The organism is Saccharothrix ecbatanensis, assembly GCF_014205015.1.
GTDB lineage: Bacteria > Actinomycetota > Actinomycetes > Mycobacteriales > Pseudonocardiaceae > Actinosynnema > Actinosynnema ecbatanense.
This window is the reverse complement of the sequence record NZ_JACHMO010000001.1, coordinates 7,449,814-7,471,966: the sequence shown is the minus strand read 5'-3', so window position 1 is coordinate 7,471,966 and position 22,153 is coordinate 7,449,814. Positions and strand designations below refer to the sequence as shown.

At 69.3% G+C, this 22,153-nt stretch carries 19 protein-coding genes, 2 tRNA genes and 1 pseudogene; 10 read left to right on the top strand and 12 right to left on the bottom strand.

The window, feature by feature from the left end:
* The first annotated feature begins 28 nt into the window (after positions 1-28).
* From F4560_RS32585 to pknB, 6 genes are all read left to right on the top strand, one after another.
* On the top strand, positions 29-490 hold the full coding sequence (locus tag F4560_RS32585) for an FHA domain-containing protein FhaB/FipA (RefSeq protein ID WP_184926688.1): 462 nt from the start codon (positions 29-31) through the stop codon (positions 488-490).
* The gene (locus F4560_RS32580) at positions 487-1,875 is read left to right on the top strand and encodes a PP2C family protein-serine/threonine phosphatase (protein ID WP_184926686.1); all 1,389 of its coding nucleotides are present in this window, start codon (positions 487-489) and stop codon (positions 1,873-1,875) included. The genes F4560_RS32585 and F4560_RS32580 overlap by 4 nt, the downstream gene beginning before the upstream one ends.
* 4 nt (positions 1,876-1,879) lie before the next feature.
* Entirely contained in the window at positions 1,880-3,343 is a 1,464-nt protein-coding gene (locus F4560_RS32575) for an FtsW/RodA/SpoVE family cell cycle protein (RefSeq protein ID WP_184926684.1), read from the top strand.
* Positions 3,340-4,803 carry a peptidoglycan D,D-transpeptidase FtsI family protein gene (locus F4560_RS32570; RefSeq protein WP_184926682.1) on the top strand — a complete coding sequence of 488 codons (1,464 nt, stop codon included), beginning with the start codon at positions 3,340-3,342 and terminating at the stop codon, positions 4,801-4,803. Before F4560_RS32575 ends, F4560_RS32570 begins: the two co-directional genes overlap by 4 nt.
* Positions 4,803-6,230, top strand: coding sequence for a serine/threonine-protein kinase (locus tag F4560_RS32565; protein ID WP_184926680.1), 1,428 nt, complete (start codon positions 4,803-4,805; stop codon positions 6,228-6,230). The genes F4560_RS32570 and F4560_RS32565 overlap by 1 nt, the downstream gene beginning before the upstream one ends.
* A gap of 72 nt (positions 6,231-6,302) precedes the next feature.
* Positions 6,303-8,306 (top strand): Stk1 family PASTA domain-containing Ser/Thr kinase, encoded by a 2,004-nt coding sequence (pknB, locus tag F4560_RS32560; protein WP_184926678.1) that lies wholly within the window; start codon positions 6,303-6,305, stop codon positions 8,304-8,306.
* An 81-nt stretch (positions 8,307-8,387) separates the two neighbouring features.
* On the opposite strand, the gene F4560_RS32555 is transcribed toward pknB, so the two are convergent.
* From F4560_RS32555 to F4560_RS32545, 3 genes are read right to left on the bottom strand one after another with little or no spacing between them, the layout of a single operon-like run.
* On the bottom strand, positions 8,388-9,032 hold the full coding sequence (locus F4560_RS32555) for an aminodeoxychorismate/anthranilate synthase component II (protein WP_184926676.1): 645 nt from the start codon (positions 9,030-9,032) through the stop codon (positions 8,388-8,390).
* Between the two features lie 52 nt (positions 9,033-9,084).
* Positions 9,085-9,243: a hypothetical protein gene (locus F4560_RS32550; protein ID WP_184926673.1), complete on the bottom strand. Its 159-nt coding sequence runs from the start codon at positions 9,241-9,243 to the stop codon at positions 9,085-9,087.
* A complete protein-coding gene (locus F4560_RS32545; protein ID WP_312869614.1) occupies positions 9,243-10,523 on the bottom strand; it encodes a class E sortase in 1,281 nt (426 codons plus the stop codon). The genes F4560_RS32550 and F4560_RS32545 overlap by 1 nt, the downstream gene beginning before the upstream one ends.
* A gap of 1,116 nt (positions 10,524-11,639) precedes the next feature.
* Between F4560_RS32545 and crgA the strand changes: the two genes are divergently transcribed.
* Both crgA and F4560_RS32535 read left to right on the top strand, forming a co-directional pair.
* Positions 11,640-11,906, top strand: a complete 267-nt coding sequence (gene crgA, locus F4560_RS32540) for a cell division protein CrgA (RefSeq protein WP_033436273.1) — start codon at positions 11,640-11,642, stop codon at positions 11,904-11,906.
* Positions 11,907-12,122: 216 nt separating this feature from the next.
* On the top strand, positions 12,123-12,536 hold the full coding sequence (locus tag F4560_RS32535; RefSeq protein WP_312869613.1) for a PH domain-containing protein: 414 nt from the start codon (positions 12,123-12,125) through the stop codon (positions 12,534-12,536).
* Between the two features lie 3 nt (positions 12,537-12,539).
* Here the strand turns inward: F4560_RS32535 and F4560_RS32530 are convergent, their stop codons facing one another.
* From F4560_RS32530 to F4560_RS32520, 3 genes are read right to left on the bottom strand one after another with little or no spacing between them, the layout of a single operon-like run.
* Positions 12,540-13,265, bottom strand: coding sequence for an MBL fold metallo-hydrolase (locus tag F4560_RS32530; RefSeq protein ID WP_184926669.1), 726 nt, complete (start codon positions 13,263-13,265; stop codon positions 12,540-12,542).
* A gap of 2 nt (positions 13,266-13,267) precedes the next feature.
* Positions 13,268-14,152 (bottom strand): rhomboid family intramembrane serine protease, encoded by an 885-nt coding sequence (locus F4560_RS46330; RefSeq protein ID WP_184926667.1) that lies wholly within the window; start codon positions 14,150-14,152, stop codon positions 13,268-13,270.
* Positions 14,153-14,710 (bottom strand): peptidylprolyl isomerase, encoded by a 558-nt coding sequence (locus F4560_RS32520; protein WP_184926665.1) that lies wholly within the window; start codon positions 14,708-14,710, stop codon positions 14,153-14,155.
* A gap of 87 nt (positions 14,711-14,797) precedes the next feature.
* On the opposite strand from F4560_RS32520, the gene F4560_RS32515 reads away from it, so the two are divergent.
* Positions 14,798-15,397, top strand: coding sequence for a hypothetical protein (locus tag F4560_RS32515; protein WP_184926663.1), 600 nt, complete (start codon positions 14,798-14,800; stop codon positions 15,395-15,397).
* Between the two features lie 102 nt (positions 15,398-15,499).
* On the opposite strand, the gene F4560_RS32510 is transcribed toward F4560_RS32515, so the two are convergent.
* Positions 15,500-16,048 (bottom strand): DUF2020 domain-containing protein, encoded by a 549-nt coding sequence (locus F4560_RS32510; RefSeq protein WP_184926661.1) that lies wholly within the window; start codon positions 16,046-16,048, stop codon positions 15,500-15,502.
* 66 nt (positions 16,049-16,114) lie between these two features.
* Between F4560_RS32510 and F4560_RS32505 the strand changes: the two genes are divergently transcribed.
* On the top strand, positions 16,115-16,600 hold the full coding sequence (locus F4560_RS32505; RefSeq protein WP_512700355.1) for a DoxX family protein: 486 nt from the start codon (positions 16,115-16,117) through the stop codon (positions 16,598-16,600).
* A 263-nt stretch (positions 16,601-16,863) separates the two neighbouring features.
* Here F4560_RS32505 and F4560_RS32500 read toward each other — a convergent pair.
* The 5 genes and pseudogenes from F4560_RS32500 to gyrA all read right to left on the bottom strand — a co-directional run bounded on the left by F4560_RS32500 (position 16,864) and on the right by gyrA (position 22,092).
* Positions 16,864-16,936, bottom strand: a tRNA-Ala gene (locus tag F4560_RS32500).
* 35 nt (positions 16,937-16,971) lie between these two features.
* A pseudogene (locus F4560_RS43800) lies at positions 16,972-17,088 on the bottom strand (DLW-39 family protein); the annotation flags it as partial.
* A gap of 35 nt (positions 17,089-17,123) precedes the next feature.
* Positions 17,124-17,197 (bottom strand) — tRNA-Ile (locus tag F4560_RS32495).
* Positions 17,198-17,260: 63 nt separating this feature from the next.
* On the bottom strand, positions 17,261-18,220 hold the full coding sequence (locus F4560_RS45055) for a DUF3566 domain-containing protein (protein ID WP_376775370.1): 960 nt from the start codon (positions 18,218-18,220) through the stop codon (positions 17,261-17,263).
* Positions 18,221-18,246: 26 nt separating this feature from the next.
* Positions 18,247-22,092: an intein-containing DNA gyrase subunit A gene (gene gyrA / locus F4560_RS32485; protein WP_221484966.1), complete on the bottom strand. Its 3,846-nt coding sequence runs from the start codon at positions 22,090-22,092 to the stop codon at positions 18,247-18,249.
* Positions 22,093-22,153: the final 61 nt, after the last annotated feature.

The window sequence follows — 22,153 nt, the reverse complement described above, 5'->3', positions numbered from 1 at the left end:
GCACTCAAGTCAGGAGCGGTTACAACCGGTGCCAGAGCTGGTGATGCAGCTGACCAGAGCGGGTTTCCTCGTCCTGCTCTGGTTGTTCGTGTTGGCTGCGCTTCGAGTCGTCCGCTCCGATCTCTACGCGGCGTCGGGCCTTCGCGTGCCGACGCCGAAGTTCGGCAGAGGCGCTAACAAGGCCGCCCGGGGCAACAAGGCGGCCCGGCAGCTCGTCGTGACACACGGCGCGCTGGCGGGCACGCGCATCTCCCTGGACGGCCGGCCGATCATGATCGGCCGGGCCGACGACTCCACGCTCGTGCTGGACGACGACTTCGCGTCGACCAGGCACGCGCGGTTGTCGATGCGCGGAACCGACTGGTACGTGGAGGACTTGGGCTCCACGAACGGCACCTATCTCGACCGGGCGAAGGTCACGGCCCCACTCCGGGTCCCGCTCGGCTCCCCGATCCGAATTGGCAAAACGGTGATCGAGCTGCGCTCATGACCCTCGTCCTCCGATACGCGGCCCGCAGCGACAGGGGCCTGGTCCGCTCGAACAACCAGGACTCCGTGTACGCGGGCCCCCGCCTGCTCGCACTCGCCGACGGCATGGGTGGCCACGCCGCGGGCGAGGTCGCCAGCAAGGTGGTGATCGCCGCCCTGGCCCCGCTCGACGACGACGAGCCGGGCGACGACCTGCTCGGCCAGTTGCGCGACGCGGTGATCGCGGGCAACGGCGCCATCTCCGAACTGGTCCAGAGCGACCCCGACCTGGACGGCATGGGCACCACGCTCACCGCCGTCCTGTTCGCGGGCACGCGGCTGGGCATGGTGCACATCGGCGACTCGCGCGCCTACATGCTCCGCAACGGCACGTTCACGCAGATCACGCACGACGACACGTTCGTCCAGTCGTTGATCGACGAGGGCCGGATCACCGAAGAGGAGGCCGCCACGCACCCGCAGCGCTCGTTGCTGCTGCGTGCGCTGACCGGCCACGAGGTGGAACCGAGGCTGATGGTGCGGGAGACCCGACCGGGCGACCGCTACCTGCTGTGCTCGGACGGCCTGTCCGGCGTGGTCAGCATGGAGACGCTGGACGAGGCGATCCGCATCCCGGATCCGCAGACGTGCGCGGACCGGATGATCGAGCTGGCGCTCAAGGGCGGCGGCCCCGACAACGTGACGGTCGTCGTCGCCGACGTGGTCGACGTCGACTTCGGGGAGGACGCCCCGATAGTGGGCGGCGCGGCCGGAGACGGCAGCGAAGACCCACCACCACCCGACTCGCCCGCCTCGCGGGCGAGTTCCATCACCGGCCCCCGCCCGATCCCGCAGCGGGTCGAGCCGATGCAGCCGCCACCGGACCCCCGGCGGGCGCGCAACAACCGGCTGAAGGCGCTCGCGCTGGTGGTGTTCCTGCTCCTGATGCTGGTCGCGGCCGGTCTGGGCACCCGCTGGTACGTGCTGCGCCAGTACTACGTCGGCACGAACGCGGACAACGGCGAGGTGTCGGTGTTCCGCGGCGTGACCGGCAGCGTGTTCGGCTTCGACCTGCACAGCCGGGTGGAGGGCTCGTGCCCGCCGGGGGCGCAGGCCTGCGAGCCGATCACGGTGGACGACCTGAAGGTGGCCACCCGGGACGTGGTGCGCAACGGCATCACCGACGTGGACGGCCTGGAGGGCGCCCGTGAGGCGATCCGCAGGCTGCGCACGGAGCAGACGTTGCCGCTGTGCTCGAAGGAGACCACGGAGAACACCGCGGGGACCTCCACGACCGAGGCGCCGCCGGCAACCTCGACCGAGGCCCCCGCGTCCACCACGGTGGAGGGGACCCCCCTCACCACGCCCGTGCAGAAGCCGGGCACGGATTGTCGAAAGGGCCAGTAGTCGCATGGGTTCGCCGGTCCCCGGCGCGGAGGGCACACCGCTCGCGGCGGCGAGCAGCACGTCGCCCGGCTTGAGGCCGCCCACGCGACGCAGCACGGAACTGTTCATGCTCGCGTTCGCCGCGATGCTGGTCACAGGCGCCCTGATCCTGGTGGAAGCCAACCAGGAGCAGGAGCTGAGCCTGCGCATCCTGTGGCTGGGTCTGGCGTACCTGGGGCTGCTGACCGTGGCGCACCTCGCGGTGCGCAAGTGGGCGCCCTACGCCGATCCGGTGATCATGCCGTGCGTCGCGCTGCTGAACGGCCTGGGCCTGGTCATGATCCACCGGATCGACCTGGCCATGGCGGACGTGAAGCTGCCGGGCGACCGGGTGTGGTCGGCCGCCGCGCCCAAGCAGGTGTTGTGGACGGCGATCGCGCTCGTGCTGTTCTGCACGGTGCTGAAGGTGCTGTCCGACCACCGCACGCTCGCCCGTTACGGCTACACGTTCGGCCTGCTCGGCCTGGTCGCCCTGGTGCTGCCGGGTGTGCTGCCGGGCTTCATCGCGCCGGAGATCAACGGCGCGAAGATCTGGCTGAGCTTCGGCGCGTTCTCCATCCAGCCCGGTGAGTTCGCGAAGATCCTGCTGATGGTGTTCTTCGCGGCGTTCCTGGTGTCGAAGCGGGACCTGTTCACCATCGCCGGCCGCCGGGTGCTCGGCCTGGACCTGCCGCGCGCACGTGACCTCGGTCCGCTGATCGCCGCGTGGGCGGTCGGCGTGAGCATCATGGTGTTGCAGAAGGACCTGGGCAGCTCGCTGCTGTTCTTCGGCATCGTGCTGGTGCTGCTGTACGTGGCGACGGAACGCGCGGTGTGGGTCGTGCTGGGCGTGATGATGTTCTGCGTCGGCGCGTTCGTGGCGTGGAAGCTGTTCACGCACGTCCAGGTGCGGGTGCAGAACTGGCTGGACCCGTTCGCGGACCCGTCCGGCGCGGGCTACCAGATCGTGCAGTCGCTGTTCGGGCTCGGCACCGGCTCGATGTTCGGCGCGGGCCTGGGCGGTGGCCGGCCGGACCAGATCCCCGAGGCCAACACCGACTTCATCACCGCCGTGATCGGCGAGGAGCTGGGCTTCGTCGGCCTCGCCGCGGTGCTGATGATCTACATGGTGTTCGCCATGCGCGGCCTGCGCGGCGCGCTCGCCGTGCGTGACACGTTCGGCAAGCTGCTCGGCGGCGGTCTGGCGTTCGCGGTGGCGTTCCAGATCTTCATCGTCGTCGGCGGCGTGACGAAGCTGATCCCGATGACGGGCATCACCGCGCCGTTCCTGTCCTACGGCGGTTCGTCGCTGTTGGCGAACTACATCCTGGTCGCGCTGCTGCTGCGGATCTCGGACGCCGCGCGCGCCCCCAAGAGCACACCGAAGCCCAGGCCTCAGCAGCCGGCCATCGCCGACCAGTTCACAGTCATGGTGGAGCGTCCGAAATGAACACACCGCTCCGCCGGGTCGGCCTCGCCATGATGGCGATGATGCTGCTGCTGTTGGGCAACGCCACGTACGTGCAGGTCATCAAGGCCGACGACTACCGCAAGGACCCGCTGAACCGGCGCGTGATCCTGGACCAGTACTCGCGCGAGCGCGGCCAGATCATCTCCGCGGACAGCGTGCCGCTGGCCGGGGTGGAGAAGACCAACGACCGGCTGCGGTACCTGCGGACCTACCCGAACGGGCCCGCGTTCGCGCCCGTCACCGGCTACTTCTCCACGATCTACGGCACGGGCGGGATGGAACGCGCCGAGGACGACCTGCTCAACGGTTCGGACGACCGGCTGTTCGCGCGCCGGGTGTCCGACCTGATCACCGGCCGCGACCCCAAGGGCGGCAGCCTCCAGCTGACGATCGACGCGAAGCTCCAGCAGGTGGCGTACGAGCGGCTCAACGGCGTGACCGGCACGGTGGTGGCGATCCGGCCGCAGACCGGGGAGATCCTGGCCATGGTCAGCACCCCGTCGTACGACCCGAACGCGCTCGCCAGCCACGACGTGGACGCGCAGGAAGAGGCGTGGACGTCGTTCGACGCGGACAAGTCGAAGCCGATGCTGAACCGCTCGGTGCACGAGAGCTACCCGCCCGGCTCGACGTTCAAGCTGGTCGTGACCGCGGCGGCGCTGGCCGAGGGCAAGACGAAGGAGAGCGAGGTCGACGGCCGGCCGGTGATCACGCTGCCCGGCACGAACACCCCGCTGCCGAACTTCAACGACACCACCTGCGGCAACGGCGTCACGGCCTCCCTCGAAGAGGCGCTGTCCAAGTCGTGCAACACGGCGTTCGCGGTGCTGGCGAACGAGCTGGGCGTGGAGAAGCTGCGCGACCAGGCGGCCAAGTTCGGCTACGGCGAGCCGGACCTGTCGATCCCGCTGTCGGTGGTGCCGTCGACGCTCGGCCCGATCGCGGACAAGCCGTCGATCTACCAGACCGGCATCGGCCAGAAGGACGTCCGGGTGACGCCGATGGTCAACGCCATGATGGCGGCGACCATCGCGAACGGCGGCGTGCGGATGCAGCCGCACCTGATCGGCAAGGTCCTGGCGCCCGACCTCCAGGTGATCAGCGAGACCGACCCGGACGAGGTCGACGAGGCGATGGACCCCGACGACGCCATCGCGCTGCGCGACATGATGATCAAGTCGGAGAACAACACCGGCGGCGGCGGCAAGCTCAGCGGCGTGACCATCGCGTCCAAGACGGGCACCGCCGAGCACGGCGAGGACGTGAAGTCGACCAACCCGCACGCCTGGTACGTGGCGTTCGCCCCGGCCGAGAAGCCGGAGATCGCGATCGCGGTCATCGTGGAGAACGGCGGCCAGCAGGGCCTCTCGGCGACCGGTGGCCGGGTCGCCGCGCCGATCGGCCGCTCGGTCATCGGCGCCTACCTCGGGGGCCGCTGATGCTGACCTCCGGCCAGTTGCTCGCCGAGCGGTACCGCCTGAGCAGGCGGATCGCGGTCGGCGGCATGGGCGAGGTCTGGGAGGCCGACGACAGCAGGCTGGACCGCAAGGTCGCGGTGAAGGTGCTGAAGGCGGAGCTGAGCGGTGACGCCGAGTTCCTGAACAGGTTCCGGATCGAGGCGCGCACCACCGCGTCGCTCAACCACCCCGGCATCGCCTCCGTGCACGACTACGGCGAGACCGCGTCGATCCCGGACGGGCCGGAGGACACCGCGTACCTGGTGATGGAGCTGGTCGAGGGCGAACCGCTGGCCGCGATCATCGCCCGCGGCAGGCTCGGCGCGGACCGTACGCTCGACCTGCTGGAGCAGGCGGGCAACGCGCTCCAGGCGGCGCACGAGCGCGGGCTGGTGCACCGGGACGTGAAGCCGGGCAACATCATGGTGACGCCGACCGGCAAGGTGAAGATCACCGACTTCGGCATCGCGAAGGCCGCCGACGCGGCGCCGGTCACACACAGCGGCATGGTGATGGGCACCGCCCACTACATCGCGCCGGAGCAGGCCCTCGGCCACGCCGCAGAACCGGCTTCGGACGTGTACGCGTTGGCCGTCTGCGGCTATGAGTGCCTGACCGGTCACCGACCGTTCCTGTCCGAGAACGCGGTGACGGTCGCGATGATGCACATCCGCGACATGGCGCCACCGATGCCGCCCGACGTGCCGCCGGGCCCGCGGGCGCTGATCGAGGCGACGCTGGTCAAGGACCCCCGCCAGCGCTACCGCAACGGCGGCGAGTTCGCGTCCGCGGTGGGCGCGGTGCGGGCCGGCCAGCCGCTGCCCGCGCCGTCCGGTCTGGCGATGGCCGTCGGCGCGCCGCCGCTGGCCCCGGCGATCCCCCAGGCGCCCGCGCAGCCGACCCATCCCGGTATCCCGGTCACGCACCCCGGGTCACGTCCGGGGATGCAGCCGGTGCCGCCGGCGATGAACACTCCGCACACGGGCGCTTTCCGTCCGTTGCCGTCCGGCCCTCGGCCACCGGGGCGCTACCGTGCCGTCGTGTGGGTTATGGTCGCTGTGCTGGTGGTCGCGCTCCTGGTGCTGGGCGTGGTCGTCCTCCGAGGGGCGCTGAAGGACGAGGTGCCTGGTGGAGCGAGCTTGCAGGGCACCACGAGCGCCCGCCCGTTGGACGACTCCACCGATCGGCTCCCCGGCAAACCCAAGGTGACGATCACGAAGTCGGACTACGTCGACCTGCCGGTGGACGAGGTCGCCACGAAGCTCTCCGGGTACGGCTTGACGCCCGAGGTGCACTCCGACGACGGAGGCGTGCCGCGGGACCCAGAGCGGTGCCTGGTGTCGGACATGACGCCGACCGGAGAGGTTGCGATCGGCTCACGGGTCACGGTGACGTGTGTACCGACTTGACGATGAAACGGTACGAAAGCGAACGCAAGGCTTGATGGTGAGACCGTTGACGAGGAGCGGGACGAAGCACTGATGAGCACTCCGCGACTGCTCTCCAACCGCTACGAACTGGGTGAAACCCTCGGCTACGGCGGCATGTCGGAGGTGCACAAGGGCCGGGACGTCCGACTCGGCCGGGACGTCGCCATCAAAGTCCTGCGCGCCGACCTCGCCCGCGACACCCAGTTCCAGGAGCGGTTCCGGCGGGAGGCCCAGAACTCGGCGGCGCTGAACCACCCCGCCATCGTCGCGGTCTACGACACCGGTGAGACCCAGACCGAGTACGGCCCGCTGCCCTACATCGTGATGGAGTTCGTCGACGGCCGCACGCTGCGCGACATCGTGAAGACGCAGGGGCCACTGTCGGGCAAGCGGGCGATGGAGGTCATGGCCGACGTGTCGGCCGCGTTGGACTTCAGCCACCGGCACGGCATCGTGCACCGGGACGTGAAGCCCGCGAACGTCATGATCACCCGGGCCGGCGCGGTAAAGGTGATGGACTTCGGCATCGCCCGCGCGGTGCACGACGGCCAGGCCGCGGTGACCCAGACGGCAGCGGTGATAGGGACCGCTCAGTACCTCTCACCGGAGCAGGCGCGCGGCGAGGCCGTTGACGGCCGTTCCGACGTGTACGCGTCCGGCTGCGTGCTGTTCGAGCTGCTGACCGGCGAGCCGCCGTTCACCGGCGACTCGCCCGTGGCGGTGGCCTACCAGCACGTGCGGGAAGAGCCGAAGTCCCCGTCGTCGCTGAACCCGAAGGTGACGCCCGCGCTGGACTCGATCGTGCTGAAGGCGATGGCCAAGGGACCGGCCAACCGCTACCAGTCGGCCGCCGAGATGCGCGCGGACCTGGTGCGCGTGCTGTCCGGCCAGCGCCCGTCCGCGCCCGCCGTGATGACGGCCGAGGACCGCACCGCGGTGCTCAACCAGACTTCGTCGCCGCGCACCGAGGTCGCGTCGGGCGGCGGTCGGCACCGGCCGGCGCAGCAGCGCGACGAGCCGGACGACTACGACCCGTTGGCCGAGGAAGACGCGGAGCGGAAGGCGCGGCGCAAGAAGGCGATCATGGTCACCGTGGTCGTCCTGCTGTGCATCGCCGTGCTCGCGCTCGCGACGTGGATCACCACGACGCTGATGAACAGCGACGACGGCAAGACCGCGGCCCCGGAGACGGTCCCGATGCCCGCGTTGGTGGGCAAGACCCAGACGGTGGCGCAGGCCGAGTTGGAGGGGCTGGGACTGCGCTCGATCGTCGAGACAGTGCCGTGCCAGCCGGGCCCCGAGCCGACCTGCACCAGGGACCAGATCGGCAACGTGATCTCGACCGACCCGCCGGCGAACCGCGAGGTGGAGAAGCGCACCGAGATCAAGCTGGTGATCGGCACCAACCCGCAGCCCGCGCCGGTGCCGGACGTGATGAAGCTGGCGCCGCAGGACGCGCAGAAGAAGCTGGAGGCCGAGGGCTGGGTCTACCAGCAGGCCACCGAGACCGTGGAGACCGAGGACCCGAACCTGGTCGGCAAGGTGATCGAGCAGAACCCGGCAGCGGGCACCACCGCGCCCAAGGGCAGCACGATCACCGTGACGCTGGGCAAGGCGCCGGAGACCATCCAGCTGCCCGACGTGACCGGGCAGACGCTCGACAACGCCAGGGCCACGCTGGAGGGCAGCGGGTTCAAGGTGCAGACCAAGGAAGTCGACAGCCTCGAAGACCTCAACGAGGTGGTCGCCCAGAACCCCGGGCCGGGACGGGCCGAGAAGAACACGCTGGTCACGTTGAGCGTGTCCAAGAACAACCAGTTCAAGATGCCGGACCTGCGCGGGCTCACCGAGAACCAGGCCCGGAGCAAGCTCGCCCAGGCCGGGTGGACCGGCAACGACCTGGTGATCAGCGAGAAGGTGCCGGTCTCCGACCTGACCCAGGACAAGAAGATCCAGAGGCAGGAGATCGCGACCGACACGCCGGTGGGCAAGACCGCCCGGATCAACGTGTCGATGGGCGACTTCAAGATCGGCACGACGACCACGAGCAGATAGCTCCGCTCACGACGATGGCCCCCTCCGCGTGGAGGGGGCCATCGTCGTGTCGGGCTTCGCTTCCGGTCTTCTGGTGGGGGTCTACTTCTGGCCCGCCGCCGCAGCCAGTTGGCGCATGCCGTTCTCCAGGGTCGCCACGGTCGTCTCCGGCACCTGGAACCCGCAGACCGCGAGCCAGTTCGCCAGCATCCGGTGACCGCCGTCGGTCAGCACGGACTCGGGGTGGAACTGGACGCCCTCCACCGGCAGCTCACGGTGGCGCATGGCCATCACCACGCCGGACTCGGTCCGGCCGGTGACCTCGAACTCGGCCGGGATGGTGTCCGGCAGCACGGTCAGCGAGTGGTAGCGGGTCGCGGTGAACGGCTCCGGCACGCCGGCCAGGACGCCGCCGCCGTTGTGGTGCACCACGCTGGTCTTGCCGTGCAGGAGCTCCGGCGCGAGGTCGACCGTGCCGCCCCAGACCGCGCCGATCGCCTGGTGGCCGAGGCACACCCCGAACACCGGCACGCCCTGGTCCGCGCAGTGGCGGATGACGTCCATGCTCTTGCCCGCCTTGTCCGGCGTGCTGGGGCCTGGGCTGACGAGGACGCCGCCGACGTCGCCGATCTCGTCCAGCTCGACGGCGTCGTTGCGCCGCACCACGCACTCGACCCCGAGCTGGGCCAGGTACTGGACGAGGTTGTAGACGAAGCTGTCGTAGTTGTCGACCACGAGCACGCGCATGTCGCCAGCGTAGCCGTGACCGACCGCCGCCCGAAGTGATATCGGCTGCGGGCTACTGGGGCGTCGTCACGTTGTTGAACGGCAGTTTCGGCTCCGCCCACGGGAACACCACGAACATCAGCAGCGCCACCACACCGGCCACGAGCACCACCGCTTCGAGGATGCGCACGGGCAGCGGGCCGGGGAGGTGCCGCCAGATCCACCCGTACATCACTGCTCCTTCATCTCTGGGGGGAGGAACCCCGGTGCCTTCTCGTAGGTCATCGCGAGCACCGCGTGCACGATCAACCGCTGCTTGTCGGAGAACCTCGGGTGACAGGTGGTCAACGTCATCAACGACACCCGCTGAGCCTCGGCGGGCGGCTCACCGGCGAAGTGCGGCACCACGTCGATCACCTCGCCCTGGGTGGGCAGCACGATCTGCTGGCCGACCGTCTTGTCGTACGGCGCGGCCAGCGGTGACACCTTCGCGCACTTGTCGGGGTTCGCCGCCTGCTTCTCCGCCCAGCCGGCCACGTCACCGGCCTTCGGCAGCATCCGGTAGACGATCCACTGGGTCTGCGTCTCGACCACGATCGCGTCGCACGGGTTCAGCAGGTCCAGGTCGTTGAACGGGGCGCCCTTGCCGACCCGGTGGCCGGCGACCGCGAAGTTGCCCGGGTGGCCGGGCAGCGCGGTGCCCTTGTAGTGGCCGGGGCCGATCTCCAGGTCCTTGTCGGTGGTGCCCTCGACGATGGAGAACTTGTAGTCCGGGCCGAACACCGGGATGTACATCTTGGCGAACGCCTGGCCGTCCAGCAGCTCGTACTGGGCCTGCCGCTGCGGGTCCGCCTCGACCGTGTTCGAACTCCACTGGTCGTCCAGCGCCTGGGTCGCGTCGCCCTGCTTGCCCGCCGAGATGAGGTCGGTGACGTACACCTCGTAGACGACGAACAGCAGGATGACCAGGCCCGCCGTGATCAGCAGCTCGCCGACGGTGCGGACGGCCTTGCGGGCGGTGCTGTCCGGCGGCGGCGGGGGCGTCTCGTCCTCGTCGTAGTAGTCGTCGTCCTCGTAGTACTCGTCGTCGTAGTCCTCGTACTCGTCGGCGTAGTCGTCGGCGTACTGGCCTTCGACGGGCGCGATGTACTCGGTGGGCGGTTCCACGGGGCGAGGGCGGCGCTGCGGCGCCGGCGGGCGTGCGCCGGGCGGCGGCGGGAGGCTGCCGGAGAACGCGTTGGTGTACCGGGTGGCGTCGGCCTCCGGCGGTGGGGTGGGTCGGGTGCGCGGGCCGGGGGCCGGGGCGGCTCCGCCGAGCCTCGCGGCCAGGTGCGGTGTTGACGGCGGTGTTGACGGCGGTGTCGGAGGCCGGTTCGGCGGGTCGTCGGGCGCGTGACGACGACCGACGGCGGGCGGGACCGGCTCGGCGGCATCGGACCAGGCCAGCCGACCGGCAAGCGGCTCCACCCGCGCGGGGTTCACGGCGGGATTCACGTAGGACGTCCCGTCCACACCCGGTCCCGAACCCGGTCCCATTTCGTCACGGCGGGCACGGCGACCTGACGGCGGCGGCTCGACCGGCGGCCCCACGTCGGCCCGACGCGCACGACGACCTGACGGCGGCTCGGCAGGCAACGACTCGGCGCGCAGCGGCTCGGCACCCGAACCGGCGTCGTCACGCAGTGCACGACGCCCGGACGGCGGCGCCTCAGCGCGCGGCTGCTCTGCGTAGGGCTGTTCTGACCTGGCCTCTCGGGGCGGGACATCGTCGCGACGTGCACGGCGGCCCGTCGGCGGCGGCTCGACGTGGGGTAGCTCGCCGTACGCAGACTCGCCGTACGCAGACTCGGAGTACGGCGGTTCGGGACGAGCCGGCTCGGCGTAGGGCTGCTCTGGCCTGGGCTCCCGAGGCGGCGCATCGTCACGGCGCGCACGGCGACCCGTCGGCGGCGGCTCAGCGCGCGGCGGCTCCGGACGAACCGGCTCGGCGTAGGGCTGCTCTGACCTCGGCTCCCGAGGCGGGACATCGTCACGGCGCGCACGACGGCCCGTCGGCGGCGGCTCGACCCGGGGCAGCTCGCCGTACGCGGGCTCGACGTACCCAGACTCGCCGTACGAAGGCTCGCCGTACGGCGGTTCCGGGCGCGGTGGCTCGGTGCGGGGCGGGCGGTAGTCACCTGGACGGCTGAAACCACCGGGTGGTGTTGCCGGCCGGTCCAGGTCTCCGGACCGGGCAACCGGGTGATCGAACCCGTCCGGCGGAGGGGGCGGTCGGTCGAACCCTCCGGGCGGCGTGAGCGGTCGCTCGGGGCGGGAAACGGGCCGGTCGAACCCGCCCGCCGGGGTCGACGGACGGTCGAAACCCGCAGGTGGAGTGGGTGGCCGGTAGCCGGCTGGGGGCGGTTCGCCTGGCGCCTGAGGTGGCTGTGGCCTGGGTCGCGGCGGTCGGCCCGGCGGGCCGCCTTGCGGCGGGGGCGGGTCGTAGCTCACCGGAAAACCTCCCAAGCCGAACGTTCCAGAACTACACGGTGCTTCAGGGACCTGCCCGGTTACGTTAACGTGTTCATCCAGCAGTGGACGTGAACTCGCGGCCACTGGAGGCCTATCCACCCGTCAGGCGAGGACAGCATGCCCAAGTCCAAGGTCCGCAAGAAGGCCGCTTACACGGCGCCTGCCGATCGCCGCACCCCGGTGAAGGTCAAGGCAGCGGGGCCGTCGCACCCCGTCTACGTCGCGGTGATGCTCGGCATGATGCTGTTGGGACTGGCGTGGCTGGTGGTCAACTACATCGCGGGCGAGAAGGTCCCGGTGATGATGGACCTAGGGTCCTGGAACTTCGGCATCGGATTCGCCCTGATGATCGTCGGCTTGCTGATGACCATGAAATGGCGTTGACCACGCGCTACGCCAAGTGGCGGACGGCCCGGACGAGCACCACGTCCGGGCCGTTTCGCGTTACCCCGTAGTTCACCTGGTTCACCGGACGGTCACCGAAGCACACGGGTGTAAGTCATCCCCAATGGGGACAACTCCTGTGGACAACTTTGCGCCAGTTTGCACAAGCGCCGGTCGAAGGCTCTAGTTGTCCACAAGTGCGGCAGACTCGAACGCGTGAACCCAACGCGTTCCTGGTCACCGCAACCGGGCATGGTCGGCCTCGCCTGGGGCCTTGCCGCCGTGTCACTGCTGGTCACGATCCTCAGTCCGGACGCGACCAGCCGCGTCTTCATCGGCCTCGCCGCGCTGCTCCTGCTCGCCTTGGGCGCTTACGGCACATTCGTGCGCCCCAGGCTGGTGGTGGACGACTCAGGCCTCACCGTCCGCACCCTCAGCGGGGCGAGGCAGCTGCCGTGGCACGAGGTGAAGGTCCGCCTGGCCCGCACCCGCCGACTGGGCCGGGAGACGGCGACGCTGGAGCTCGACTGGAAGCACGGGGAGGACGAGCAGCTGTTCGTGCTGACCCCGATCGACCTCGGCACCGACCCCCGTGACGTGGCGGACGTCCTGCACGCCCTGCGCCCGTGACCGCTACAGGTCGATGACCAACCCCGGCGCGGCGACGTCCACGTCACCCGGGTAGTCGGCGGCCTCCAGGTACTCCGCCGGGTCGGAACCCGGCCAAAGGTGCGCCAGCACGAGCCGACCCGCCCCGGCACGGTCGGCGTTCGCCCCCGCTTGGACCGCGGTCGACAGGTACGGCGCGTTGTCGGCCGGCGCCACCTGCCGCGCGAACGTCGCCTCCGCCACGAACACGTCGGCGTCCCGCGCCAGGTCGAGCAGCACCGGGCTCGGCCCCGTGTCACCCGTGTACGCGAGCACCCGTCCCCCGGCGGTCAGTCGCAGCCCGGCGTTGGGCACGAAGTGCGGCAGGTCGTAGGTGTCCACCCTGAACGGCCCGACCTCGAACGCCCGCTCGACCGGGTGCACCGAGTACGCCGAGTCGAGCCGCACCTGGTCCAGCGCCAGCACTCGGTCGAGCGCACCCTCCGGCGCGTAGAGCGGCAGGACGGGCGCCGAGCCTCCGAGCGCTCGGGCCCGCAGCAACGGGTTGAGATCCGCGCAGTGGTCCGGGTGCCCATGGCTGACCAGGACCGCGTCCACGGCCGAAGCGGGCATCAACGCCTGCAACGCCGGGAAGGTCGAGTACCCCGGATCCACCAGCAGGGTGAACCCGTCGTGTTCCACCAGGTAACCGCTGCACGCCTGGCTTGCCGTCGGCCACGCGCCGACTCCGCCGAGGACCGTCAGTCGCACGGTCAGAGCAGCTGCCCGGTCCGCACGACCGTCATCACCACGAGCAGCACGAACGCGCCCACCACGGCCGCCGCCTGCCAGTTCGCCCGCTTCTCCTGCGGCGCGTACACCATCCCGGCCGTCACGGCCGCGCCGATCACCAGCCCGCCGAGGTGCGCCAGCAGCGAGATACCCGGCAGGGTGACGCTGAGCACCAGGTTCAACCCGATCACGACCAGCGCCGAGGTCGCGTTGAGCTTGAACTTCAGCACGGCCACCAGCAGCGCGCCCATCAGGCCGTACACCGCGCCGGACGCACCGGCGGGAAAGCTGTCGACCTCGCCGAACAGGTACACCGCGACACTGCCGCCGAGCAGCGACACCAGGTAGATCGCGGAGAACCGCAGCTTGCCGAACTGCGGCTCCAGGAGCCGGCCCAGGACGTACAGCGCGATCATGTTCAACGCCAGGTGGAAGGGCCCGTAGTGCAGGAAACCGGACGTCACCATCCGCCACCACTGGTCGCCGACGGCGACGGCTCTGGTCCACATCACGAAGTCGCCGAACAGCGGCGACAGCGCGTTGTCCGCCAGGCTGCGCGCCTGCACCGCGGTGATCAAGAACATCAGCACGTTCATCGCGATCAGCACCGGCGTGACGACCACGGTCTGCGAGACCTCGGCGCCGACGGCGGTGCGCGCCCGGCGCACCGTGGACTGGCCCTCGTTCACGCAGTCGACGCACTGGTGGCCGACCGACGCCTCGCGCAGGCACGCGGGGCACGCCGGCCGGTCGCAGCGGACACACCGCAACCCGGTGGCCCGATCGGGGTGGCGCACGCAGACCGGTTGGCCTTGACGCGCCCCGATCGGCTCACCGGGCGGCGGGGATGTCGGCGAGTCGGCCACTCAGGACCGCTCCACCGTGACCTTCTCGATCACCACGTCGGTGACCGGGCGGTCACCGGAGCCGGTCGGGGTGGCGCCGATCGCGTCCACCACGTTGCGCGACTCCTGGTCCGCGACCTCACCGAAGATCGTGTGCTTGAAGTTCAGCCACGTGGTCGGCCCGACCGTGATGAAGAACTGCGAGCCGTTGCTGTTGGGCCCGGAGTTCGCCATCGCCAGCAGGTACGGCTTGTTGAACTGGAGTTCGGGGTGGAACTCGTCGGCGAACTTGTACCCGGGGCCGCCGCGGCCGGTGCCGGTCGGGTCACCGCCCTGGAGCATGAAACCGGCGATCACCCGGTGGAAGATCGAGCCGTCGTAGAACGGGCCGGACGCCTCGCCCTTCGCGTTGGGGTCGGAGTAGCTCTTCGTGCCTTCGGCGAGACCGACGAAGTTGGCCACCGTCTTGGGAGCGTGGTCGGGGAACAGGTTGATGCGGATAGCGCCCTGCGTCGTGTGCAGGGTTGCCGTCACCTTGGTCCCGACGAACGATTCGTTGCTGTCAGCCACGCACACCATCGTGCCATCACCGGGCGAGGTGGTTGGGGAAGGGGCACGATGGGTATTGCCTGGAACGTGACTGACCGACAGCTGCTGGAGCGAGATATGGATGAGGTAGACGCCATGACCCGGGCCGGGGAGTCGGTCGGCAAGGCGGTGCGCGCTGCCCGCCTCGGTGCCGTCCGCGCTGGTCACGCCGGTGCGGACGCAGCCGTTCAGCTCGCTGGACGCGCCGAGGGCAAGCTCGCCGAGCGCGGCATGACCAGGGACTACGTCCGGGGCATCGTCGCCGACAAGGCGGGCACGCTGGTGGAGAAGGCCGAGGAGTACGAGAAGTCCACCCGGCGCGGTCGCAAGCAGCTCGCGAAGCGGGCCAAGTCCGTCCGCAAGGACGTGATCAAGGCCGCCGAGCGGGCACGCAAGGAGGCCAAGGTGCGCGCGAAGGACGCGCGCAAGGCCGCGAAGCATGTCCGCAAGGGCTCGGCGCAGCACAAGAGCCGCCGTTGGCCGTGGGTGCTGGGCGTGTTCGCGGCTGCCGCCGTGGCGGGGTACATCGCGCTGACCAAGCGGCCCCAGGAGGTGCGCTTGGACGAGGACGTCGAGCCGACGCTGGAAACCGTCGACACGACCGACCCCACCGCCGAGTCCGTGCACCCGCACGCGGCGCGCAACGGCCAGGTCTCCGACCAGCACAGCCGCAGCTGACCGCAGGAACCACTTCGCGCCCGACCCGCTCCGGGACGGGCGCGAAGTCGTGTGCCCCTATCGGCCCGATTCGTACCGACCCGATTCCTACCGGCGGGGTTGCTACAGGCCTAGGTTGCCGACGACCGTCTCGGCCACTCGGCGGGCCTTGATCGTCTGCTTCTGGTTGCTCGTCACGACCACCGCGCTGCCGTCCTTGGCGATCGCGTAGACCGCGCCCTTGTCGGTGGTCAATGACCCGCCGCTCCACCCCGCGGGCTCCGACGCCGGGTTCGAGTCGGCGACCGGCGCGGCCCGGTCCACCACCGCTTTGGCGATCTTCGCGTCACCCTGGAACACCCAGATCGACAGCTGGACGTCACTTGCGTCGGCGTAGAAGAAACACGCCGGGTTTGGCTGGTCGGCGGAAAGCCGAACCTTTCGCACGAGCTGCCCGTTCGCCTCCTGCACGACCGAAGAAGCCAGGTAGGGACACTGGCCGTCGGTCGCGGGCTCCGGCGCGGGCGGTGGTTCGGCGGGGCCCGCGGTCGTCGTGGTCACGACAGTGCTGGTCTGGGTGGCCGGTGCCGGGTGAGGATCTGCGGTGCCACAGGCGACCAACGCACCGAGGACCAACAGGGACGGCAGGGCGGTGTGCAGCGCTCGGTTCATAGGGTCGCCAGTCAATCAGATGGCGAACCTGTAATCGACAGGGTCACCATCTAGGCACATGACGTGATGCCCGTTAGGTTGTCCTTACCCTGCCGGCCGCCCCTGCAATGTAAGGACAGAGTCAAGATGAACATCTTTGACCGCGGTCGAGAGCCTGTTATCGCTGTGTTCCGAATGGTCGTCGGTTTCCTGTTCCTGTGCCACGGCGCGAAGACCCTCTTCGGCGTGCTCGGGTCCACCAAGGGCGCCGTGTCGATCACCAGCTGGCCTGGCGGCCCGGCTGGTCTGATCGAGCTGGTCTGTGGTGCGTTGATCATCATCGGACTCGGCACCAGGTGGGCCGCGTTGCTCTCTTCCGGTGCGATGGCATACGCGTACTTCGTGGTTCACCAGCCTGAAGCGCTGATGCCCATCCAGAACCACGGCGAGCTGGCCGCCGTGTACTGCTGGGTGTTCCTGCTGCTGGCGTTCACCGGTCCCGGCTCTTGGGCCGTCGACACGATGCTCGCCGCACGCAAGCAGAAGCAGGACAAGCCGCTCGTCTCGGCATAGCAGTGGGCACAACGAGGGCCCGCACCCAGCGGCATTGGGTGCGGGCCCTCACCTTGCTGCCATACCGCGAACGCGACCGCACGCCCAACCGGACATGCGGATCGCAACACCCAGTTAACACGAGAACCGAAAGTTGCGCTGCCCCCAAGTGAACGGCAGCGTCCCGGAAAGTGTCCGACGCGCCCCCGGAACGCCTCCACCCGGAAACACGAAGAGGCGAGCCGGTTCGCGTACTCCGCGAACACAGCTCGCCTCTTGGATCGTGGAGACGAGGGGAATCGAACCCCTAACCCCCGCCTTGCAAAGGCGGTGCTCTGCCAATTGAGCTACGTCCCCTCACGGGGCGGCAGATGTACCGCCCTCGCGGGTCAGTCGGTGGGTGCGGTGGCCTCGCGCCACAGGTCCGCGTCAGCCTTCGTCGAGCGGCTGCGCTTGACGAAGAACAGGACCGCACCCGCGACGGCGACCAGTGCGATGATCTTCTTCACGGCGATTCCCCTCTGCAACACCTGTGAACTTCCGGTGGGCCTAGGAGGACTCGAACCTCCGACCTCTTCGTTATCAGCGAAGCGCTCTAACCGTCTGAGCTATAGGCCCTCGGGGCAACGACGGCAAGACTACAGCACCCTCCGTCGCGGCCCCAAATCGGGTGGTCCTTGATCACTCCCGCTCGGACAAGGTCACTTCGAGACCCCCCGCAAGATCAGCGGAAACGTTGTAGACGAACGCTCCGACCGTCGACAGGGCGGTGAACAACACGATGTTCACCGCGCCGATGATCGCCGCCACGCCGAACACCCGTCCCGCGCTGATCAGCGGGTCACCGCCCGCGTCGTTGCCCTGGAGCAGGTCGTTCGCGGTGTTGTTGATCTTGTCCCACACGCCCATGCCGTTCAGCACGCCGTACAGCACGCCGACCGCCACGAGCCACACGAAGAACAGCGCCACGCTCAGCACCAGCGCGAGCTTCAACACCGACCACGGGTCGATCCGCTTGACCTGGAGGCTCGCCCGACGCGGTCCACGCCCCGGACGGCGGGCCGACGGCGCGGCGGCCGGACGACCGTTCGCCGCACCCAGGTTCACCTGCGTCCGGGCGCCGCCCGGCAGACCGTGGCCACCCGGCGCGGCCGTCCCCGTCACCACAGGTCGGGCCACCGCCACCGTGTCCGGGTCGCTCGACGGGTACGGGGGCTGGTGCGCCTCGGCCGTCGGCTGGTCGGGGGCCGCCATCAGGTCGGCCGGACCGACCTGCTGCGCTTGCGCGTACTGCGCGTCGCTCGTGACGCGCTGCCACGGCGGCGGCGCGGCCACTTGGTGCCCTTCGTTCTCCGGCGCCGCTCTTTCGGCCTTCTCCGGCTTGAACTCGGGTTCCGTCTTGGCTTCGGCCGTCTTGCCGGCCGCACCGACCGGCGCCGCACCAGCCGACGCCGCGCCGGCCGCGTTCGCACTGACCGCGTTGGCACCGGCCGCAGACGTCTCGGGCTGCTCGGACGCCCCCGAGGCGTCGACCGCCGGCTTCTCGGCGCCGGGCGGGGTGGCGCCGGCCGCCGGTGTCGGCTCGGCACCGGGCCGGGTGATCACCGCGGTCTTGTCCTCTGGCTTCTCGGGTGGAGTCACGAGCAGTCCTCAACCTCTCGTTCGCGCTAGTTGGCAGGCCCAGCCTGGTCACCGTCGGCGGAGTCGGCAATCCGATCACCGTCGACGGAGTCGGCGATCCGACCACCGTCGGCCTGGTCGCCGGCGGGGTCGACGGCCGGATCGCCGTCAGCAGCGCCGACGATCAAGCTCTCGTCACCATTGGTGACGTCCGTGGGCTCATCCGCGTTGCGCGCCACGGCGATCAGGGTGGTCCCTTCACCGAGGTTCATCAACCGGACGCCCTTCGTCTGCCGTCCTGCCTTGCGAACCTCCTTGGCGCTGGTCCTGATGACCCCGCCCGAAGAGGTGATCGCGTACAGCTCGTCGTCGACGTCGACGATGAGCGCGCCGACCAGCCTGCCACGCCTGCGGTCGTGCTGGATGGTGAGCACACCCTTGCCACCACGACCTTGAACGGGGTAGTCCTCGATCGGCGTGCGCTTGGCGTACCCACCGTCGGTGGCGACCAAAACAAACAGACCCTCTTGGACGACGCCCATCGACAACAGCTCGTCACCGCTGTTGAACCGCATGCCCAGCACACCGGACGTGGCCCGGCCCATCGGCCGCAACGCCTCGTCGCTCGCGTGGAACCTGATCGACTGGCCGTCGGCCGAGATCAGCTGGAGGTCGTCGGTCGCCGAGCACATCACCGCGCCGACCAGCTCGTCGTCGTCACGCAGGTTGATGCCGATCAGGCCGCCGGACCGGTTCGAGTCGAAGTCGGACAGCTTCGACTTCTTGACCAGGCCCTTCTTCGTGGCGAGCACCAGGTACGGGGCGACCTGGTAGTTCTTGATCTGGATGACCTGGGCGATCTCCTCCTCCGGCTGGAACGCCAGGAGGTTCGCCACGTGCTGGCCGCGCGCGTTGCGGTTGGCCTCGGGCAGCTCGTACGCCTTCGCCCGGTACACCCGGCCCTTGTTCGTGAAGAACAGGATCCAGTCGTGCGTGGAGCACACGAAGAAGTGCTGCACGATGTCGTCCTGCTTGAGCTGGGCGCCCTGCACGCCCTTGCCGCCGCGCTTCTGCGAGCGGTACAGGTCCGTCTTCGTCCGCTTCGCGTAACCCGTCCGGGTGATCGTGACGACGACGTCCTCGACCGCGATCAGGTCTTCCATCGACACGTCGCCGTCGAACGGCACGATCTTGGTCCGCCGGTCGTCACCGTGCTTGTCCACGATCGCCATCAGCTCTTCGCGCACGATCGCGCGCTGCCGCTCGGGCTTGGCGAGGATGTCCTGGAGGTCGGCGATCTCGCGCTCGATCTCGGCCAACTGGTCGATGATCTTCTGCCGCTCCAGGGCCGCCAGGCGGCGGAGCTGCATCTCCAGGACCGCGTTGGCCTGGATCTCGTCGACGTCCAGCAGCTCCATCAGGCCGGTGCGCGCCGCGTCGGGCGTGTCCGACCCGCGGATCAGCGCGATCACCGCGTCCAGCTGGTCGAGCGCCTTGACCAGACCGCGCAGCACGTGGGCGCGTTCCTCGGCCTTGCGCAGCCGGAACCTGGTGCGCCGGACGATGACCTCGATCTGGTGCTTCACGTAGTGCCGGATCATCTGGTCCAGGCGCAACGTGCGCGGCACGCCGTCGACCAGCGACAGCATGTTCACGCCGAACGAGTACTGCAACTGGGTGTGCTTGTAGAGGTTGTTCAGCACGACCTTGGCGACGGCGTCACGCTTCAGCGTGACGACGATCCGCATGCCGGAGCGGCGGTTCGACTCGTCGGCGATGTTCGCGATGCCGGTCAGCTTCTGGTCGCGCACCAGGGTGGCGATGTTCTCGACCAGGTTGTCCGGGTTCACCTGGTAGGGCAGCTCGGTGACGACCAGGATGGTCCGGCCCTTGGCGTCCTCGTCGATCTCCACCACCGCGCGCATCTTCACCGAGCCGCGGCCGGTGCGGTACGCGTCCTCGATGCCCGCGGTGCCCAGGATCTGTCCGTGCGTCGGGAAGTCCGGACCCTTGATCCGGGCGATCATCGCCTCGAGCGTCTCTTCATCGGACGTCTCGGGGTTGTCCAGCGCCCACACGACCCCCGCGGCGACCTCGCGCAGGTTGTGCGGCGGGATGTTCGTCGCCATCCCGACCGCGATGCCCGAGCTGCCGTTGATCAGCAGGTTGGGCACGCGGGACGGCAGGACCGTCGGCTCCTGGATGCGGCCGTCGTAGTTGTCCCGGAAGTCGACCGTGTCTTCCTCGATGTCGGCCAACATCTGCATGGCCAACGGCGTCAGCCGGCACTCGGTGTTGTGGCTGACGAAGCCGTCGGAGACGAACGCGTGGTCGTCGCTGTCGACCCGCAGGCTGAACACCGGCCGCACACCGGCGTCGGTCACCGATTCCACCGGCGCGTAGTAGAACCGGCCGTCCACCAGCGGCTCGACCACGTCGAGCACCTCGCGGTCGGTGATGCGCGCGGCGATCTCGTCGTAGTCACGCTCCCACCGCTCGACTCGGTCCACGTTGTGGCGGCGCAGCCAGTCGCGCTCGGTCCAGCGGGTCGCGCCGTGCGCGCGGATGTAGTCGCCGACGAACGGCACGTGGTCGCTGCTCATCGCCCGGCTCGCCAGCGGGACAGCGTCCAGGATCGCGTTGAGCTTGTCCTGCTTCGCGCCGAGGAAACCGACGTTGCGGGCGAACAGCCGGGCGTCACGCCGGTTGCTGATGACGACCTTGATCTCGCCGTTCTCGTAGTTCACCAGCGAGCTGACCACGCCGAACTCCAGCAGCAGCTGCTGGACCTCGCGTGCGAGCTGTGAGCTGCGAGTCGAGTAGCTGACCTGCACGGTGTTGCGCGGCAGCGCCGAAGCCGAGCCGTCACCGGTGAACAGCGAGGCGAGGAACTCCCGCTTGATGGTGGGATCGCTTCGCCATACGAACTCGGGCACCCGCTTGGCCGCGCTGAGCAGGCCGAGTGACTTCCCGAGGCCCGTGCGGCGCAATCCAGACGACAAGGCACTGAACTTGTGGAGGGTCTTGCCGGTACCGGTGATCTCGGTATACCGACTGACCTTCGGGCCAACCAGCACCTTGTACGCGGTCAGAACCGATTCAAAATACTCGGCGTCGGTGTTCGCGAACTGGACATAGGTCTCTGAGAGGTAGCCCTCGGAGATGAGTCCACCCGCAAGCGTCGCAGCGGCATAGCTCTCCGGATGCAAGGGCTCCTCTTGCTCCTGAGACATGCGCTGCATGACCACGCGGTCGCCTGGCTGGATCTCCTCCAGCAGCTTCCACAGCAGGGTCGGCACGCCGAGCACGCTCACCAGGCACAGCACCGGGTGGTTGTGGGTGCCGGTCAGCTCGTAGCCGTTCTTGGTGCGCAGCTTCAACGTCGGGTGCTCACCGGAGTGGAACAGCATGTCGGCACGCACCGGGTTGCCGTTGCGGTCCAGCACCTTGAGGTCGATCGGGTTGTCGCTGTTCGGCTTGGCGTCCGGCACGATGTCGCCGATGCGCGGCGTCGAGCCATCTGCCAACCGAATGCGACTGTCAGATGACAGACAGTAACGCATCGCGGCTGCCGGGTCGTTGCCCGGGGAGCCGAAGTTGCCCTGGCCGTCGATCAGCGGGTAGCGCTGCGACCACGGCTGGGCGAGGCGGACCAGTGCGTCGTAGATGGCCGAGTCGCCGTGCGGGTGGTAGTTGCCCATCACGTCGCCGACCACGCGGGCGCACTTGTTGTAGCTGCGGTCGGGGCGGAAGCCCGAGTCGAACATCGAGTACAGCACGCGGACGTGCACGGGCTTGAGGCCGTCACGCACGTCGGGCAGCGCTCGTCCCACGATCACGCTCATGGCGTAGTCGATGTACGAGTTCTGCATCTCCTGCTCGATGTCCCGCATCTCGGTGCGGTCTCCACCGGTCGCCGGGGGCAGCGTCGTCTCGCTCACAGTTCTACTTCCT